Source organism: Enterococcus sp. DIV1307a (genome assembly GCF_050537425.1).
Lineage (GTDB): Bacteria > Bacillota > Bacilli > Lactobacillales > Enterococcaceae > Enterococcus > Enterococcus faecalis.
Map to the genome: position 1 here is coordinate 2,316,732 of NZ_CP172914.1, position 16,779 is coordinate 2,333,510.

At 38.1% G+C, this 16,779-nt stretch carries 18 protein-coding genes; 2 read left to right on the top strand and 16 right to left on the bottom strand.

Translation table 11 applies throughout. From position 1 onward, the window contains the following. Positions 1-124: 124 nt before the first annotated feature. The 4 genes from thrS to IGL90_RS11300 all read right to left on the bottom strand — a co-directional run bounded on the left by thrS (position 125) and on the right by IGL90_RS11300 (position 5,259). The gene (gene thrS, locus IGL90_RS11285) at positions 125-2,062 is read right to left on the bottom strand and encodes a threonine--tRNA ligase (RefSeq protein WP_048738006.1); all 1,938 of its coding nucleotides are present in this window, start codon (positions 2,060-2,062) and stop codon (positions 125-127) included. 396 nt (positions 2,063-2,458) lie between these two features. Then, positions 2,459-2,638: a 2-hydroxymuconate tautomerase gene (locus IGL90_RS11290; RefSeq protein WP_002356318.1), complete on the bottom strand. Its 180-nt coding sequence runs from the start codon at positions 2,636-2,638 to the stop codon at positions 2,459-2,461. A gap of 165 nt (positions 2,639-2,803) precedes the next feature. After that, the gene (locus IGL90_RS11295) at positions 2,804-4,249 is read right to left on the bottom strand and encodes a L,D-transpeptidase family protein (RefSeq protein WP_010820244.1); all 1,446 of its coding nucleotides are present in this window, start codon (positions 4,247-4,249) and stop codon (positions 2,804-2,806) included. A gap of 146 nt (positions 4,250-4,395) precedes the next feature. Further along, complete coding sequence (locus IGL90_RS11300; RefSeq protein WP_048737845.1) at positions 4,396-5,259, bottom strand: aminoglycoside 6-adenylyltransferase; 864 nt, start codon at positions 5,257-5,259, stop codon at positions 4,396-4,398. 121 nt (positions 5,260-5,380) lie between these two features. Between IGL90_RS11300 and IGL90_RS11305 the strand changes: the two genes are divergently transcribed. Both IGL90_RS11305 and IGL90_RS11310 read left to right on the top strand, forming a co-directional pair. Beyond that, positions 5,381-5,962, top strand: coding sequence for a YdcF family protein (locus tag IGL90_RS11305; RefSeq protein WP_002359392.1), 582 nt, complete (start codon positions 5,381-5,383; stop codon positions 5,960-5,962). 157 nt (positions 5,963-6,119) lie between these two features. Next, entirely contained in the window at positions 6,120-7,064 is a 945-nt protein-coding gene (locus tag IGL90_RS11310) for an endo-beta-N-acetylglucosaminidase (protein WP_002382461.1), read from the top strand. Positions 7,065-7,342: 278 nt separating this feature from the next. Here IGL90_RS11310 and IGL90_RS11315 read toward each other — a convergent pair whose 3' ends face one another. The 12 genes from IGL90_RS11315 to accD form a co-directional block, all read right to left on the bottom strand. After that, a complete protein-coding gene (locus IGL90_RS11315) occupies positions 7,343-8,179 on the bottom strand; it encodes a DUF6287 domain-containing protein (RefSeq protein WP_048737843.1) in 837 nt (278 codons plus the stop codon). A 234-nt stretch (positions 8,180-8,413) separates the two neighbouring features. Next, complete coding sequence (locus tag IGL90_RS11320; RefSeq protein ID WP_002356305.1) at positions 8,414-9,133, bottom strand: YebC/PmpR family DNA-binding transcriptional regulator; 720 nt, start codon at positions 9,131-9,133, stop codon at positions 8,414-8,416. 86 nt (positions 9,134-9,219) lie between these two features. Next, positions 9,220-10,407, bottom strand: coding sequence for a nucleotidyltransferase (locus tag IGL90_RS11325; RefSeq protein ID WP_016614948.1), 1,188 nt, complete (start codon positions 10,405-10,407; stop codon positions 9,220-9,222). Positions 10,408-10,487: 80 nt separating this feature from the next. After that, the gene (locus tag IGL90_RS11330; protein WP_002356302.1) at positions 10,488-11,228 is read right to left on the bottom strand and encodes a class I SAM-dependent DNA methyltransferase; all 741 of its coding nucleotides are present in this window, start codon (positions 11,226-11,228) and stop codon (positions 10,488-10,490) included. A gap of 1 nt (position 11,229) precedes the next feature. Further along, positions 11,230-11,568: a ribosome silencing factor gene (rsfS, locus tag IGL90_RS11335; RefSeq protein ID WP_033072556.1), complete on the bottom strand. Its 339-nt coding sequence runs from the start codon at positions 11,566-11,568 to the stop codon at positions 11,230-11,232. A 46-nt stretch (positions 11,569-11,614) separates the two neighbouring features. Continuing rightward, on the bottom strand, positions 11,615-12,205 hold the full coding sequence (yqeK, locus tag IGL90_RS11340) for a bis(5'-nucleosyl)-tetraphosphatase (symmetrical) YqeK (RefSeq protein ID WP_002379798.1): 591 nt from the start codon (positions 12,203-12,205) through the stop codon (positions 11,615-11,617). Further along, a complete protein-coding gene (locus IGL90_RS11345; RefSeq protein WP_002365150.1) occupies positions 12,183-12,842 on the bottom strand; it encodes a nicotinate-nucleotide adenylyltransferase in 660 nt (219 codons plus the stop codon). Before IGL90_RS11345 ends, yqeK begins: the two co-directional genes overlap by 23 nt. 17 nt (positions 12,843-12,859) lie before the next feature. Continuing rightward, positions 12,860-13,171: a ribosome assembly RNA-binding protein YhbY gene (gene yhbY / locus IGL90_RS11350; RefSeq protein ID WP_002356298.1), complete on the bottom strand. Its 312-nt coding sequence runs from the start codon at positions 13,169-13,171 to the stop codon at positions 12,860-12,862. Between the two features lie 23 nt (positions 13,172-13,194). After that, positions 13,195-14,304 (bottom strand): ribosome biogenesis GTPase YqeH, encoded by a 1,110-nt coding sequence (yqeH, locus tag IGL90_RS11355; protein ID WP_002381381.1) that lies wholly within the window; start codon positions 14,302-14,304, stop codon positions 13,195-13,197. Beyond that, complete coding sequence (locus tag IGL90_RS11360; RefSeq protein ID WP_002356296.1) at positions 14,301-14,828, bottom strand: YqeG family HAD IIIA-type phosphatase; 528 nt, start codon at positions 14,826-14,828, stop codon at positions 14,301-14,303. Before IGL90_RS11360 ends, yqeH begins: the two co-directional genes overlap by 4 nt. A 221-nt stretch (positions 14,829-15,049) precedes the next feature. Then, complete coding sequence (locus IGL90_RS11365; protein WP_002362363.1) at positions 15,050-15,838, bottom strand: acetyl-CoA carboxylase carboxyl transferase subunit alpha; 789 nt, start codon at positions 15,836-15,838, stop codon at positions 15,050-15,052. A 1-nt stretch (position 15,839) separates the two neighbouring features. Then, the gene (accD, locus tag IGL90_RS11370; RefSeq protein WP_002356293.1) at positions 15,840-16,706 is read right to left on the bottom strand and encodes an acetyl-CoA carboxylase, carboxyltransferase subunit beta; all 867 of its coding nucleotides are present in this window, start codon (positions 16,704-16,706) and stop codon (positions 15,840-15,842) included. Positions 16,707-16,779: the final 73 nt, after the last annotated feature.

Sequence of the window (16,779 nt, forward strand, 5' to 3'; positions counted from 1 at the left end):
AACAAAAAATAGTCAAAAAATCAGGATTATTCCCAGCTCTAAGGAAATATTTAATTATTTTTTTGTTAAAAAAAAGTCAAAAGGACTTCTGAATTCAGAAGTCCTTTTGACTTTTTCTCTTTTTTTAACGGCTGTAATTGTGAACTTCAGCAACCATGCTGTCAATGAAAATTGATAAATCTTCGACAGACGTTTCTTTGCTTCCATAACGACGGACGTTCACCGTTGCATCTTCCATTTCTTTGTCCCCGACCACTAATTGATAAGGTACTTTTTGGGTTTGAGAGGCCCGAATTTTGTAGCCCATTTTTTCGTTACGATCATCGACTTCAACACGTAAGCCTTGTGCTTGTAAACGTTCTTTGATTTCATAAGCATACTCAGAATGCGCTTCTACAGAAACTGGGATAATAGTTGCTTGAATTGGTGCTAACCAAGTAGGGAAAGCGCCTTTGTAAACTTCTGTTAAGTAAGCCACAAATCGTTCCATTGTTGAGACAATACCACGGTGGATAACAACTGGGCGATGTGTATTTTCACCATCTTCGCCAACATAAGTTAAGTCAAAACGTTCTGGTAATAAGAAGTCTAATTGGATGGTTGATAATGTTTCTTCCATTCCTAAAGCTGTTTTTACTTGAACATCTAACTTCGGACCGTAAAAGGCAGCTTCGCCTTCTGCTTCAAAGTAATCTAATTCTAATTCATCCATGGCAGCTTTTAACATCGCTTGCGCTTTTTCCCACATCGCATCATCATCAAAATATTTGTCTGTATTATTTGGATCACGATAGCTTAATCGGAAACGATAATCCGTAATGTTAAAGTCAGCATAGACTGCCACCATTAACTCCAAAGTACGTTTAAATTCGTCTTTAATTTGGTCAGGACGAACAAAAGTATGGCCATCGTTTAAAGTCATTTCACGAACACGTTGTAACCCTGATAATGCGCCAGATTTTTCATAGCGGTGCATCATCCCTAATTCAGCGATTCGAATTGGCAATTCGCGGTAACTATGAATGTCATTTTTATAAACCATCATATGGTGTGGACAGTTCATTGGACGTAATACCAGCATTTCGCCATCGCCCATATCCATTGGTGGGAACATATCTTCATGGTAATGATCCCAGTGACCAGATGTTTTGTATAATTCCACATCTGCCATAATTGGTGTATACACATGTTGGTAACCTAAGCTAATTTCTTTGTCCACAATATAACGTTCAATTGTACGACGAATGGTTGCGCCTTTTGGTAACCAGAAAGGTAACCCTGAACCAACTTCTTGTGAAACCATAAATAAATCTAATTCTTTTCCTAATTTACGGTGGTCACGTTCTTTGGCTTCCTCGCGCATTTTGATAAATTCTTTTAAATCTTTTTTATCAAAAAAGGCAGTGCCGTAAATCCGTTGCATCATATGATTGTCAGAGTTTCCGCGCCAATAAGCACCAGCTACTGAAAGTAATTTAAAGACTTGAATCCGTCCTGTTGAAGGGACGTGAACACCACGACATAAATCAACAAAATCGCCTTGATCATAGACAGTGATGATTTCATCTTCTGGTAAATCTGTAATTAATTCAACTTTGTAAGGATCATCAGCAAATAATTCTAACGCTTCTGCACGTGAGATTTCTTTACGAACGATTGGGTTATTTTCCTTCACAATTTTCATCATTTCGGCTTCAATTGCAGGTAAATCTTCCGCTGTCACAGGGGATTCTCCATTATCTGTATCATAATAGAACCCAGAATCAATCGCAGGACCTACGCCAAATTTAATGTTAGGGAAAAGACGGCGTAAGGCATTAGCCATTAAATGAGCTGATGAATGACGTAAAATTCCTAAAGCATCTTCATGATCAGGTGTCACGATTTCAAGCGAACCATCTTCTACGATAGGACGATCTAAATCGATTAAAACACCATTGAATTTACCAGCTAAAGCTTTTTTGGCTAAACTGTTGCTAATACTTTTAGCAACATCAAATGTTGTAATCCCAGAATCAAACGGTTTAACAGCGCCATCTGGAAAAGTAATGTGAATAGACATAATAAAATTCTCTCCTTTTAATTTTTTTGATTTGAAGCGTTTCATTGTGTTCCTGTTTTTCACAATGAAACGAAACAGCCACCTGTTCCCCTTGTTAAAAAACAAAAAGTCCTAGTATTCTAACGAATACTAGGACGAAAATATCGTGGTTCCACCTAATTTTGAACACAAATAATCTGTGTTCCTCTAGCGTGTTAACGGTGCGACCGCCTTTGTTTCAACAAAGGTTTCGAAAGTGGTCATCCCTTGTGCCAATCTGGAAAATTTTCAGCCAAGATTTTCCTCTCTAATAGATCGCGGGCAAGTTCAGTTGTCTTTCTCATCAATCATTTATGCACTTATTTAACCACTTATTTTCAGAAAAAGCAAGTGATTCAACAGAAATTCTCTGAAAACTTATTTTTTCCATTCGCCGCCTTGTGCATAGCGGTCTTTTTTCAATTCATTGACAATCACATGGATATTCTCTTTTGGTGCACCAGCGTTTTTTGACACAGCTTCTGTAATATCTTTGACCATATTAGTTAACTGTTCTTCTGTTCGGCCTTCAATTAATTCTACATGTACAAATGGCATCTTCGTTCCCCCAATTTAAATTGCTTGTTCTGTTTGTATCATAGAGCGGGTTATGACGCTTGTCAATAAAAAATTGGAGACGTCAGTCGTTACGGTTGACGTCTCCAATTTTTACTTTTCAGATACACAGCTGGACCAAAGTACGGTCTTGCCTAATATCTCTTTTTATACTTCTTCGCCGTAATCTACAGGTTTATCAAATTCACCTGGTGCATCATCATAGATATGTCCGTAAATAATTACCGGCATTCCGTCATAGGATACATCAAAGATTTTTGAAACTTCTGTTCCTGGCGTATTGATACAGCCATTACTACCAGCATCGGTTTTAAAGGCTTCTTTATCGCCATACTTATCCAATTTATGGTCGGAGTCATGAATCCCGATTTGTGTGACAACGCCCCCTTGACTTAATAACGGCATCCAATATTTTACTGGCACACTGTATCGAGAACCATCAAGCATTTGACCTTCTAAATTCACATCGGTTGTCCGATATAAAATTGTATGGAATCCTGGTACTGTTGCGGTTCCTTTGTTATATCTGCCAGTAATGACATCTGTGGTGACTATTTTTTTGCCATCAATGAAACAATACATTTTTTGATCTTTTAAATCAATTTCAATGTAATTATTGGCAATTTTACTATTTTCTTTGGTATCGCCAACCAACGGAGCAGTGATTGCATTCATTTGTTCTTGGCTATTCAGCGCGTTTACTAGTAGTTCTTGCGTTTTGGCCCCATCAATCGACCAGCCATAACTTCCATTGTTTTTAAAACGACGTGTCGTACCGTGAACATCTGTAAATAAAACTGGTTGATTAGCAGAACCATATGTTGTTTCTAATTGTGTCACCCAAGTAGTTAGTTTTTCTTTGTTGATTGTGCCATCATCATTCAGCACGTTTTGAATTTGTGTTTTATCAAAGGCTACTTTTTCACCATTAATATCAACTGTAATTGTTTTATTTAACTTGTTATTGAGCGTTGTCAATGTTGCCTTTAACGTTTGATCCTCTTTTGTAATTTCAGGGGCTTTATAAAAATCTTTGGCATTGTATTGATAGTTGCCTTTTCCCGCTTCAACATCCGCAATAATCTGCTGATTTAAGCGCTGTGTGTCCACTACTGTGCCTTTTTCTTCGGGAACAATTTCAAAAGTACCATTGCCTCGACGGATACTCGCATTTTTGCTTGGTTTCCCCTCTGGAAAACTCAAAGTTGCTAATTTGGCTTCTAGTTCTTTTTTGAATGCCTCGTTTAACGGTAGCTTCACCTTGCTACTGTGTAAATGGTCTTTTAAAAATTTTTGATCCAATTGGTATTTTTTAGGAAGTTGAATTTTTTCTTCTTTTGTCCCCGTTTGAACCACAACTTCTTCGGTTTGATTAACTTGCGCTAATTTTTCTTCTGCAGCATTTACATTTAACCAGCCTACAGAAACTCCATTTACTTTTGTGGTTGGTAAAAAGTGACTTTGAAAATAAACATAGCTGCCCCCAGCAACCAGAGCTAGTCCAACCAAAGAAGTAATAATTACTTTCTTTTTATTATTTTTTCCTGATTTTTGACGACGTGTATTACGCATTTGCATTTCTTCTTTTTTCATTTGTTCATCCTTTATATCAATAATTTTAGGTTTATTTCTTAGAGACTAGGCAACAAACAACTGCGGTGATCTACAATCAAAAAAGGTTCCCTTTCTCTCGCAGATTAATTTTTTCAATTATACACTATTTTTACGTTGTTTTCAGCTTATTTTCCTTGTAAATCCTTTAATCTTAAAGAATTTGTATACTCTGTGACTTTTTTTGCTTCTTGTAAATGATACGTAAACTGGGCCATTTTAGCAAAATCCTGAGCGACGACGTCAAAAAAGGCTTGTGTCTTTATTAAGCTGTTCCAACAAGCTTCTTTACTAGAAAAATCCAGCAATGATGCTAATTGATCCATCGTGTCAGGAGTGACATAATTTTTCAGATACTTAAATTGTTTCCCAATAGAAATTGGCTCCGGTTCCTGCCAAGCCGCTTGCCAAGAAAGCAAGCGCAACAGTTCCTGCTGACAATATTCATAGAGATGTGTGACAGCGTAAAATAGTTCATTCCGACAAAGCCCCTTAACTACATACGTACTAACCCACCAAAATTCATTGCAACAATCGTTAAACTGCTGCTGATTCGGAACTGTTACTGTATAATTTTTATCAGATGCTACAGGTAAAGGTGGCAAATTTTCATCTTTGTCTAACAAGATAATTGCTAAAGAATCGCCTTCATGCCAATTGTCTTTTTCTGCGAGAGGACACAACGTTAAATCGATACGTTGACCATCTTCAAATAACATTAAAAATGTTTCCCGCGTCTTCGGTTCTGTGGGAAATAAGGTCATTTCCTTGGGACGTTGCATAATTAATGGTTGTCCAAATTTTGCTATCCACGTTGCTGTTTCAAAAAACTCAGCACATGGTTCTACAATATAAACAATGTCGAAATCTTGAAAACTATCTTTTGGCGCTTTCACATTCGTGCGAGAACCCACCATTCCCACAGCTCGAATGTGTTCTTCTTGTTTTGCTACATCCATAATAAGTTGAAACATTTCTTCTTCTGTACGCATGCATTCGCTCCCTCTCTTCAAAAGTTTCTATTAAAACATAGATTTTTTTATAAGTCTTTTGTTTTCTATCGCTTTTTCTATGGTACTTCGTATACACTAACATTACAAGGAGGGATGTTTCATGCATTGGTTAAAAATAACAAGTTTATCCATTGTCAGTTTTGGCTTTTGTATTCTTTTGATTTTAGGTCTACTTATTTTTACTGGCAAAAATACGCAACCCACCGATAAACCAGATGCTATTTTAATTTTAGGGGCCCGTGTTTTAGGGACGTCTAAAGAAACCGCACTGCCCAGCCGTGTTTTGCAAGCTCGGTTAGATGTGGCTATCCCCTATATTAAACAACACCCCGAGACACCCGTTATTGTTAGCGGAGGGCAAGGAGCAGATGAGCCGGCTACGGAAGCCGCGGTTATGAAACAATACTTGCTAAATAAAGGTGTTCCAGAAAAACAGATTCTCTTAGAAAATCGTGCCACACGCACCAAAGAAAATATTGTCAATTCACAAAAACTCCTTTCTTTTAAACGGCTAGTGATTGTTACTAGTGACTTTCACATGTACCGCTCGCAACTTTTAGCCAAGCGAGCAGGCATCTCAAATGTTTCAGGCATCACTGCGGCTTCTTCTTTTCCAAAAGATATCAAAAATTTTGGTCGAGAGCTGCTTTCTTTAGGCTATGCCTTACTCTTTGATTGGTAAAAGAGCGTCCTTCGCAAGACCATTTTGCGAAGGACGCTTTTATATTCTGTGGATTTGCTCACTTTTGTTCTCTTCTTCTTGTGTTTAAATTATAAAAATGATAACATATCTTTGTTAACGCTTACAAAAAATATTTATTTTATAGGAGGAGAAAGTTATGGGGCATCAATTGAGCACTCATTTTTTTAACAAGAAAACAGGGATTATTTCAACTTTTTTAAGTTTGATACTTTTAGTCGGTGGGTTACTGTTTGCACTACCTGCATTTGAAGTACAAGCAGCATCAACTGTTACACCTAAAACAGTCATGTATGTAGAAGTAAACAACCACGATTTTAACAATGTGGGAAAATATACTTTAGCTGGAACCAATCAACCTGCTTTTGATATGGGGATTATTTTTGCAGCCAATATTAATTATGATACGGTCAATAAAAAACCTTACTTATATCTAAATGAACGGGTCCAACAAACTTTAAACGAAGCTGAAACACAAATTCGTCCAGTTCAAGCACGCGGCACTAAAGTCCTATTGTCTATTTTAGGCAACCATGAAGGTGCTGGCTTTGCTAACTTCCCAACTTACGAAAGTGCGGATGCCTTTGCAGCTCAATTAGAACAAGTCGTTAATACGTATCATTTAGATGGTATTGATTTTGATGATGAGTATGCTGAATACGGAAAAAATGGGACGCCTCAACCAAATAATTCTTCGTTCATTTGGTTACTTCAAGCCTTAAGAAATCGCTTAGGTAATGATAAATTAATTACTTTTTATAATATTGGACCAGCGGCTGCGAACTCTTCAGCTAATCCTCAAATGAGTTCTTTAATTGATTATGCTTGGAACCCTTATTATAGTACCTGGAATCCACCACAAATTGCAGGTATGCCTGCTTCTCGTTTAGGTGCTTCTGCCGTTGAAGTTGGTGTCAATCAAAATCTAGCTGCGCAATATGCCAAACGTACAAAAGCGGAGCAATATGGTATTTATCTAATGTATAACCTCCCAGGAAAAGATTCATCTGCGTATATCTCGGCGGCGACACAAGAACTTTATGGTCGAAAAACGAACTATTCACCAACTGTTCCAACACCTTAATATTATCTCGTGTCTACAAGCGCCAACATGTAAAGAGTTAAAAGCCAGCTTACTACAAGCTGGCTTTTTGGTATCTTGAGCGAATAGTTTTACACAAAAAAAGACCCGCCCTTTGGGTAAGGACGGGAAAGGAGTTAAAAATGAAAAAGTGTTTTGTGTTGTTAAGGTTGTTTGTTGATATGCTTATATCTTACAAACTAAATGTGAAGATTTTGTGATCATTTCATTCTTATTTTGCTACTTTTATAGGAATTAAATAGATTGCCACGAGACTATCTTTAGTTGCCTCGTGCATCCGTTATTCTGACTGCTCCTTGTGGTGATACTCTGTAAAAACCGACAGTTCCTGTCCCTCCATTTGCAACCATCTGTTTCGATTGGGCTCTAAAAAAGAAGTCATTTCCATTCATACCCAAAAATCCAAGGTTCGTATCATTATTTTCTGCATCAGTCAATGTCTTTCTAATATATGTCTCTGCTTTTTCTTGTGTATCGATGATTTTTGCCTCTTCATTTTGGTCTTGATTTTCCTCTTCAGAAGAACGATAGTAATACTCTTCCGCAGGATAATTTCCACTATCTTGAGTAATTAACAATCGTGGTTTCGTCTTATCCGATTGGTCGCCGTTAGGATTTTCAACACCAATTTTATATAATAATAACGCAGCACCAGTAGGCCCCCACCTAATACTTAAGCTTGTAATTGGTCGCGACTCATCAGTAGGTAAATCCTTCGTAATCATTCCTCCGGTATTTGTACTACCATCAGGATGAATGATCAAACTCTCTCCTTTACCATTTTTCCATGTTCCAGCTAAAGTAGTAAAATCGCCAGCATTAATCGCTGTAGTATCTAAATCAGCTACAGTTAGCTGACTATTGTTTTCATCAGCTGTCTGCTCTTCATTTTTCACTGATTCGTTAGACTCGATACTGCTGCTCGCTTGTTCATTTGTCTTATCAATTGTTTCACTGGTTTTTTCATTCGTATTCGTCTCTTCAACTTTAGAGGATGCCTCCGTTGAAGCGGTTACTTTCTTTTCTTTTGGTTCCCGACAAGCAGTTAATGATAAAACCGCTAGCCCGACAAAAAACGCGAACATTCCCTTTTTCACGCCTATTCACCCCGTTCAATGATCTATCTTACTAGACTATTGTACTATTAATTCAACTGTTTAGACAAATATTTATGGAACAGACAAAAGTTGAACCAGTCATTGAATGCTTTGTGTCACATGGACCTATCAATCAACTTTCTTTTTTCTATGTATTATATGAAAAAAAGTGAGCCATCAGTCAAAATGACCGATGGCTCACTTTCTAAATCTTAAAACAAACGAACAAATGGATTATTCAGGTAAATCTACATTATGATGAACTTTTTGAACATCTTCTAAATCTTCTAAAACGTCTAACATTTTTTCAAAGTTCGCTAAATCGTCGCCTTCTAATGTTACTTCGTTTTGTGGAACCATTTCTAACTCAGTAACCGTGAATTCTTCAATGCCTTTTTCTTTTAACGCTTCTTGTGCATGGTGGAAATCTTCTGGTTCTGTGTAAACGATAATTTGACCGTCTTCTTCAACAACATCGCGAACATCAATGTCTTTTTCCATTAAGTATTCTAAAATTTCATCCGCATCGTCACCAGCAAAGCCAATGATACCTGTATTATCAAACATGTAGGAAACAGCACCGCTGACACCCATGTTTCCGCCGTTTTTACCAAATGCGGCCCGCACATCTGCTGCTGTTCGGTTCACGTTGTTTGTTAAAGCATCAACAATGACCATTGAACCATTTGGCCCAAATCCTTCATAGCGTAATTCAGAATATTGTTCATCTGCTGAACCTTTTGCTTTTTCAATAGCGCGATCAATAATATGTTTTGGTACATTGTATGTTTTGGCGCGTTCGATTACAAACCGTAATTTTTGGTTTGCATGAGGATCAGGGTCTCCTGACTTCGCTGCTACGTAAATTTCAATCCCGAATTTTGCATAAACACGGCTATTGTTTGCGTCTTTGGCAGCTTTTTTCTCTTTAATATTTGCCCATTTACGGCCCATATTCTCACTTCGCTTTCTCTGATTTGTTGTTAGTATCTTATCCCTTGTTTATTATACTGGGGAAACTGATTTTTGTTAAGTATTTTTTAGGTATCTGGCGAAAATCGTAAGGGAAACCGACCAAAATTTTGTTCTTTTAAAGAAGAATCTCCCATCTGATATAGTTGATTGGCGCGAATATCTAACGAAAGCATTGCGCGGTTTTCTTTAGATACCTTGGAAATTACCGGCAATTGAATTTGTGCTTTGGTTTCTTTTAGATAAGCTTGTCCCTTTGGCGTAAATCCTAACACATGGAGATAGCTGTCTTGCCAAACAGTTTCAACTTCTTCTTTGGTCATATTTAACAATATATAGGTTGCTAATCGTTGCAATCTTGTCCAAGTATAACGCTTCGTTTTCATACGTTCCATTAATTCGTGAAAAGAACCTGCTGCTTGGATTTGATCTTTTAGTCGATATTCAAGTCCTTCCGTCATTTGGTAAATGGCTTGTAACTCTTCTAACGAGGATTGAACAATTTTATACTTTAGGAAGGGCCAATAGTTTTCCCATGAAATCATTGCCTGCGTTTGTAAATGTTGTGCGGTTATAGAAGGAACCGTTGGCAGCACTTGCGTTATTTCTTGTTGAAAAATACTTTGCCTAATCGCCGTGGCGCTAGCAACTTTCCCAGAAATCGTTGCATCATGAAAGCCCGCTTGTTTTCTAGCAATTGGGTAGAGCGTCATCGGGGTTGGATACGTGGCATTTTCCTTTGCATAACTCATCCCCAAAATATGATTAGGCGAAGAAAAATCGAACCTGCTTTCAGGATATACTTGACGAAAAACAGCAGTCATTTTTTGTGGATAACTCAATTGTTTGTCTGTCAATGCGTGGAACGTTTGATCAATTAAGGATTGATTTTCTTGGACAAACTGGCCGAAAGCCGCATAATCAATTGCACTTGTACTATCTGTTCCAAAACATAAGCTCTCACATTGCAACGCCTGCAATAACTTTATACCGCCTTTGGCAAAGTAATCCGCAGACTGTACCGACCAAGCTGTCGGCAATTCAATGACTAAATCCACACCATTTTGCAAAGCTTCTTCTGCTCTGGCCCACTTATCTAGTAAGGCTGGTTCTCCTCTTTGTAAAAAATTCCCACTCATTATAGCAATTACTACTTCAGCTCCGCTTTGTTGGCGAGCTTGTTGGGCATGATAGCGATGTCCATTATGAAAGGGATTATATTCCACGATAATGCCACAGGCTTTCACTCTAGCCACCTCCGTTATAAAAAAATGGACTTATCAGCAAAGAGACAAACGTTTTTAAGCGCTGTCCCAAGCTCATAAGCCAAATCTTATTAATCTCTTTGACAAACAAAGAACCAGCGTTCACTTGTTTCAGTTGGTGCTTCATCTGTAAAGTCTGCATAAACTTTGACGTTCATGAAACCAGCACTTTCTAACATTCGTAAATAGTTATCTAACGAATAGGTTCGTTCTTGATGCAATTCATCATACCGAACAAAGTGCTCATCTGTTTCCTGTTCTTTCACAAAAAATGTTAAGAAATGTTCGATGCTGTGTTCTTTTTCACCAGCGTAACTATCCCATAGAAAAGCAAATTCTTCTGTTTGATAATGATAGCTATATTCTGGAAAAACTGAATCAATTTTGTAAGTAGAATGAACATCAAAAATGAACGTTCCTTCCTCTTCTAACGCTTGATAAACTTCATCGAACACTTGTTGTACTTCTTGGCGATTAGCCATATAGCACAGTGAATCAGAAAAACAAGTGATGGCTTGGTATTGTCCCACTTCAGATAAATCTAGCATATTTCCCTGAACAAATTGAACTGGCACTTCTTCTTCAAAGGCCCGTTCACTAGCAATCATCAACATTTCTTCTGATAAGTCTAAGGCTGTCACATCGTAACCACTTTTTGCGAAATCAACTGCTAAAGCGCCTGTACCACAAGCCATTTCAAGAATTTGTTGGGTTCCTTGTGGGAGATGACGATTGGAAAAATCCAACCATTTTTGGTATAGGCTTTCGTCCATCACTTCGTCATAGACGAAAGCAAACGTTTCATAGGCCATTTTAGTCGACCCAAGCGCTTAGATCAACCATTGGGGCATCTGACCATAATTTTTCTAAGTTGTAAAAGGCACGTTCTGAAGATTGGAATACGTGGACAATAACATCGCCTAAATCGATTAAAATCCATTTTCCGCCTTCTTTACCTTCCACACGCTTGACTTCTACTTGATTTTTGGCTTCTTGTTCGTTAATTTCATCAACAATCGCATTGATTTGACGTTCACTATTGGCTTGGCAAATTAAAAAATAATCTGCTAATAATGAAATCTCTCTTACGTCTAATGCGACAATTTCTTCTGCTCGTTTTGAATCTGCTGCTTTGACAGCAATTTCTAAAATTTTCTGGCTATCTATGATAGTTCCCTCCTAGTAATTCTTTCTTCTTTTATTTTTGATTAACGACCCATTGATTGTAGGTCTCTAACGTTTTTGGATAAATTTTATGTTCTTGTTCAATCAAATGTAACAAGGTATGTTTCGTTTCATAAGCAACCGCTGCATCTAAGTCAACAAGGGCAATTTCACGGGCTTCTTTCACACCTGGAAAATCACGTCCTGGTTCAATGTAATCTGCGACATAAATAATTTTATCTAGCAAGCTCATCTTAGCAGCCCCAGTTGTATGCACACGAATTGCCTGCAAGATTTCTTCGTCATCAATGGCTAATTCCCGTTGGACAATATCCGCCCCAACTAAGCCATGCCAAATTTCATTGCCATAGTTTAATAAAGTCAAATCAAAACCATCTCGGCGAATAATCAACTCGAATTCATCGTTTGGTCGTTCTTTGGCGTAATCATGCGTCAAAGCAGCAATACTGGCTTTCGCTTCATCGGCACCATATTTCGCTGCCAAGGCCACAGCTGTTTCCTCGACTCCTAACACATGGCGAAAGCGACGTTCACTCATTTGCATTTGAACTTTTTGCATTAATAATTCACGTTGTGCAGCATCATAATTTGTTATCCAGCTCATCTTGATACAGTCCCTTCTCTTGAATATAGTTTATCACATTCTCTGGAAGAAGATAGCGTGTTGAGCAACCACTTTTGACTTTTTGTCTAATCAAAGTGGAACTAATCGCCATCTGCGGAACATCGACCCAAATAATTGGATAGGTAGATTCCGTTGGATAATTAGGACGCCGAATGCCGACAAATTGAACTAAATGGAGTAAGTCATCAATCCGATGCCATTTGGGCAAGTATTCCACCATATCTCCACCAATTATAAAATAATAATCAGTATCTGGATTGGCTTCTTTTAAAGCTTTCATTGTATCATACGTGTAACTTTTGCCTTTGCGAATTAATTCAATTGGCTCAATATCTAAGCAGGGATTATCAGCCACTGCTAGTTCTAACATCGCTAACCGATGTTCACTGCTAATTGTTTTCTTTTCGTCTACATGTGGTGGTAAGTACGTAGGCATTAAGTAAACTTTGTCCAAACCTAGTTGATTTTGAACTTGATCGGCCATGACAAGATGTGCTAAATGAACGGGATTAAAATTACCACCTAACAAGCCGACTTGCTTTCTTGTTTGAAAACGTAACGGTTCCTCTTGCAAGAGAACGTCCGCTCCTTGACGCGCTTGTCTTTTTTCTCCCATTGTTCATCCCTCCAATATTAAATCTCTTTGACTGCTGCTGAAATTTTTTGATATTTTTCTTTACTTGATGGCTTGAATAAGACCAACACGCGACCAATAATTTGTACCACATCGCAATGAATGGCTGCTGTTAGTTCTTCTGCAACCTCTTCTGCTACTTCATCTGTATTTTGTAATAACGTAATTTTAATCAATTCACGTTTTTCCAACGCTTCATCAATTTGTGTAATCATTGCGTCATTCAAACCACCTTTGCCTACTTGAAAAATAGGTTGTAAATGGTGTGCCTGACTACGTAAATAACGTTTTTGTTTTCCTCTAAGTTTCAAATTGTTTGCCTTCTCTCTAAAATTTAAATTAATGCTTTTCTACGTAAAACATCGACACCTTTAGGCGCCCAACCAGCGACTACACCAGGTTCTGTGACAGTAATCCAACCTAGACCAGCAAACACAATATCCGTTTTTTCTTTCACGGAAAATTCAAAGCGCACTAATTCAGGAAACTCAGCGACTTCATCGGCACGTGGAGGCTGCAATAAGCCACCAACATGTTTTTCATAAAAAGCATCGGCGGTTGCTGTTTTTGTTCGGTGTAAATTTAAGTCATTGGAAACGTAGGCAATGAAGGAACTTTTAGCACCTTGGACATAATCAAAGCGAGCCAAGCCACCTAAAAACAAGGTTTGTTCAGCATTTAATTGGTAAACTTTCGGTTTGATTTCTTTTTGCGGTGCAATAATTTTCAAGTCTTTTTTACCTAGATAATGTGCCATTTGATGACGGTGAATAATTCCGGGCGTATCGATTAAGAAGTGGCCATCGTCTAATGGAATTTCAATTTTATCTAGCGTTGTTCCAGGAAATTGTGATGTCGTAATCACATCTTGAACACCCACTGTTTGTTGAATGATTTGATTGATTAATGTTGATTTTCCAACATTGGTCACACCTACGACATAAACGTCTCGGCCTTCACGATATTTTTCGATCGTATCTAATAACTCTTGCATTTCTTGTGGTTTCTTGCCACTTGTTAGTAAAACATCAACAGGGCGTAATCCTGCTTCATGGGCCCGTTCTCTCATCCATTGAACCATTTTAGGTTTTTTTAATGATTTAGGCAAAATATCCACTTTATTGCCAACTAACAACACAGGATTATCTCCGATAAAACGATGCAGTCCTGGAATAAGAGAGCCATTAAAGTCAAAAATATCCACTACGTTCACAATCAGTGCATCTTCTGTTCCTAAACCATTCAATAAACGTAAAAAGTCATCATCTGTTAATTGGACATCTTGAATGTCATTATAATGTCTTAAGCGAAAACAACGTTGGCAATAAACTTCCCCTGTTTCCATTCCTTTTTCGAAAGCTGTTTTTGGTGTATAGCCTAATTCATGAGGATTTTCCGTTTGGATAATCGCACCACAGCCAATACAATGAATTGCCTCTGTCATTCTAATCCGCCTCTCCATGTCATTTCTGGATGTTTTTTTGATAAGTATTTCATAATTTTCCGTTCAAAGAACCGATTGATTCTAGTATTCCAGCCATCTGTATCGACAATCGGTTGAACTAAAACATTGCGTATACCCGCTGCGTTAGCTCCCCGAATATCTGTCATAATCTGATCGCCGACCATTAACATTTCAGATGGCTTCAAGCCTAATTTTTTTTCTGCTAATTTGAAGCCACGTGCGGTTGGTTTCAAGGCACGTGCTACATAATCTAAGTCAAACTTTTCAACAACGCGTTTAATCCGGCTGTCTTTGTTGTTTGAAACAACGAGGACAGTAATTCCTGCATTTTTCATTTCTAATAACCAAGTTTTTAATTCTTCTGTTCCATCGGGATTATTCCAAGCAATTAACGTATTATCTAAGTCAGTTAGTACTGCCTTAATCCCTAGTTTTTTTAATTGTGCGGGGGTAATTTTATAAATCGCATCAATCATCCATGTCGGTTTATATTTTGAAAACATCGTGACTCCTCTCACTGACACTATGTAGTTTCTTCGATTTTAAGAGACTGAAACATAACTAAACAATTATGCTTCAGTCTCTACCTATTGTATTATACTGCATTTTACTGAAAATTTCTATAAAGGACGGTCGTTCCTTGTAAAAGAACAAGTAAAATAAAAGAAAAAATAAAAAAAGCCACCCATCAACCCCTGAAAAGTTCGTTGATGAGTAGTAACTTCTAATATTTGCGAAAACGTTGGTATCTTTTTTCTAGTAATGTTTCCGTATCTAATTTAGCTAATTCAGTTAATTTTGAAATGAACGCTTTTTGTAACATGCGATTAATTTTTGCTTGTTCCAGAGGCTGACCGTTCATAACTTCCGGAATTACTTTATCTACAATAGCTAATTCCTTCAGCTCTGTCGCTGTGATTTTCATCAATTCTGCTGCTTCTTTCGCACGACTGCCATCTTTCCACAAAATAGAGGCGAAACCTTCTGGCGAAAGAACCGCATAAATCGTGTGTTCCAACATCCAAACTTCATCTGCGACTGCTAACGCTAAAGCACCGCCACTGCCACCCTCACCAATGATGACTGAAATGATTGGCACTTTCAAATCAGACATCTCTAACAGGTTTTGCGCAATGGCTTCCCCTTCTCCCCGCTCTTCGGCACCAATCCCACAATAGGCACCAGCAGTGTTCACAAAGGTAATGACTGGGCGATTAAATTTTTCCGCTTGTTTCATTAAACGTAACGCTTTGCGATACCCTTCAGGATTAGGTGAACCAAAATTACGTTCAATATTTTCTGGTAGATTTCGGCCTTTTTGGATACCTACCACTGTAACTGGTTTCCCTTGCAAAGTAGCAACACCACCGACTACAGCTAAATCATCGGCAAAGTAACGATCCCCATGAAATTCTAAAAAGTCCTCAAAAATTGCTTCTATATATTCTAAAGTTGTCAAACGATCTTGGGCTCTTGCCAAGGTAACAACATCATTGGCTGTTTTCTTTTCCATGTTAGCGCCACCCTTCCAAAGAATGTAAACGTAACAAGTCGCTCAATCGTTGACGCAAAAGATTTCTTGGCACAATCTGATCTACAAAACCATGTTCTAAAAGAAACTCGGCCTTTTGAAAATCATCTGGCAACTCTTGACGAATCGTTTGTTCAATTACACGGCGGCCAGCAAAACCGATTAAACTCTGAGGCTCTGCCAAAATAATATCGCCATCCATCGCAAAACTTGCGGTAACACCGCCAGTCGTTGGATCAGTCAATACCGTAAGATACAGCAAGCCTGCTTTGTTATGCCGTTGCAAAGCGGCCGAAATTTTCGCCATTTGCATCAATGAAAAAATTCCTTCTTGCATACGGGCACCACCAGATGCAGTGAAAATCACCACTGGTAAATGCTTTTCTGTCGCCCGCTCAAACAAGCGTGTGATTTTTTCACCAACAATCGTTCCCATACTGCCCATGATAAAATTAGCATCCATGATTCCAATTGCAACAGCTTGTCCTTCAATTGTTGCTTCTCCCGTTAAGACAGCTTCATCTAGTCCAGTTTTTTCTTGCATTTTTTCAATTTTTTCAAGATAACCAGGAAAATTTAGTGGATCTTTTGTCACTAATTCACTGTCCCAATTGTGGAAACTTTTTTCATCAACGGTTATCGCTAATCGTTCCCATGCACCAATCCGAAAACTATAGCCACAATGCGGACAGATTTTTTCTGCACCCATTTCTTTTGTATACAGTGTTCGCTTACAAGAAGGGCATTTTGCCCACATATTATCTGGAACAGAAGGCTTCTTTGATGCATCATTTGCATCAGCACGATTTGGATTAATGCGAATGTAATTTTTCTTTTTAAATAATGCCATTTGCTTACTCCTCGTATTTTAGCGGCAAGAGCTCAGCTCCTTTCAAAAGATCACTGATCTTTCCAAGCAAGAG

Excerpts from the sequence above, each read along its gene's own strand:
- thrS (WP_048738006.1), bottom strand. The coding sequence starts at position 2,062 with ATGTCTATTCACATTACTTTTCCAGATGGCGCTGTTAAACCGTTTGAT.
- IGL90_RS11290 (WP_002356318.1), bottom strand. The coding sequence starts at position 2,638 with ATGCCATTTGTACATGTAGAATTAATTGAAGGCCGAACAGAAGAACAG.
- IGL90_RS11295 (WP_010820244.1), bottom strand. The coding sequence starts at position 4,249 with ATGAAAAAAGAAGAAATGCAAATGCGTAATACACGTCGTCAAAAATCA.
- IGL90_RS11300 (WP_048737845.1), bottom strand. The coding sequence starts at position 5,259 with ATGCGTACAGAAGAAGAAATGTTTCAACTTATTATGGATGTAGCAAAA.
- IGL90_RS11305 (WP_002359392.1), top strand. The coding sequence starts at position 5,381 with ATGCATTGGTTAAAAATAACAAGTTTATCCATTGTCAGTTTTGGCTTT.
- IGL90_RS11310 (WP_002382461.1), top strand. The coding sequence starts at position 6,120 with ATGGGGCATCAATTGAGCACTCATTTTTTTAACAAGAAAACAGGGATT.
- IGL90_RS11320 (WP_002356305.1), bottom strand. The coding sequence starts at position 9,133 with ATGGGCCGTAAATGGGCAAATATTAAAGAGAAAAAAGCTGCCAAAGAC.
- IGL90_RS11330 (WP_002356302.1), bottom strand. The coding sequence starts at position 11,228 with ATGGCCTATGAAACGTTTGCTTTCGTCTATGACGAAGTGATGGACGAA.
- yqeK (WP_002379798.1), bottom strand. The coding sequence starts at position 12,205 with ATGAGCTGGATAACAAATTATGATGCTGCACAACGTGAATTATTAATG.
- IGL90_RS11345 (WP_002365150.1), bottom strand. The coding sequence starts at position 12,842 with ATGGGAGAAAAAAGACAAGCGCGTCAAGGAGCGGACGTTCTCTTGCAA.
- yqeH (WP_002381381.1), bottom strand. The coding sequence starts at position 14,304 with ATGACAGAGGCAATTCATTGTATTGGCTGTGGTGCGATTATCCAAACG.
- IGL90_RS11360 (WP_002356296.1), bottom strand. The coding sequence starts at position 14,828 with ATGTTTTCAAAATATAAACCGACATGGATGATTGATGCGATTTATAAA.
- IGL90_RS11365 (WP_002362363.1), bottom strand. The coding sequence starts at position 15,838 with ATGGAAAAGAAAACAGCCAATGATGTTGTTACCTTGGCAAGAGCCCAA.
- accD (WP_002356293.1), bottom strand. The coding sequence starts at position 16,706 with ATGGCATTATTTAAAAAGAAAAATTACATTCGCATTAATCCAAATCGT.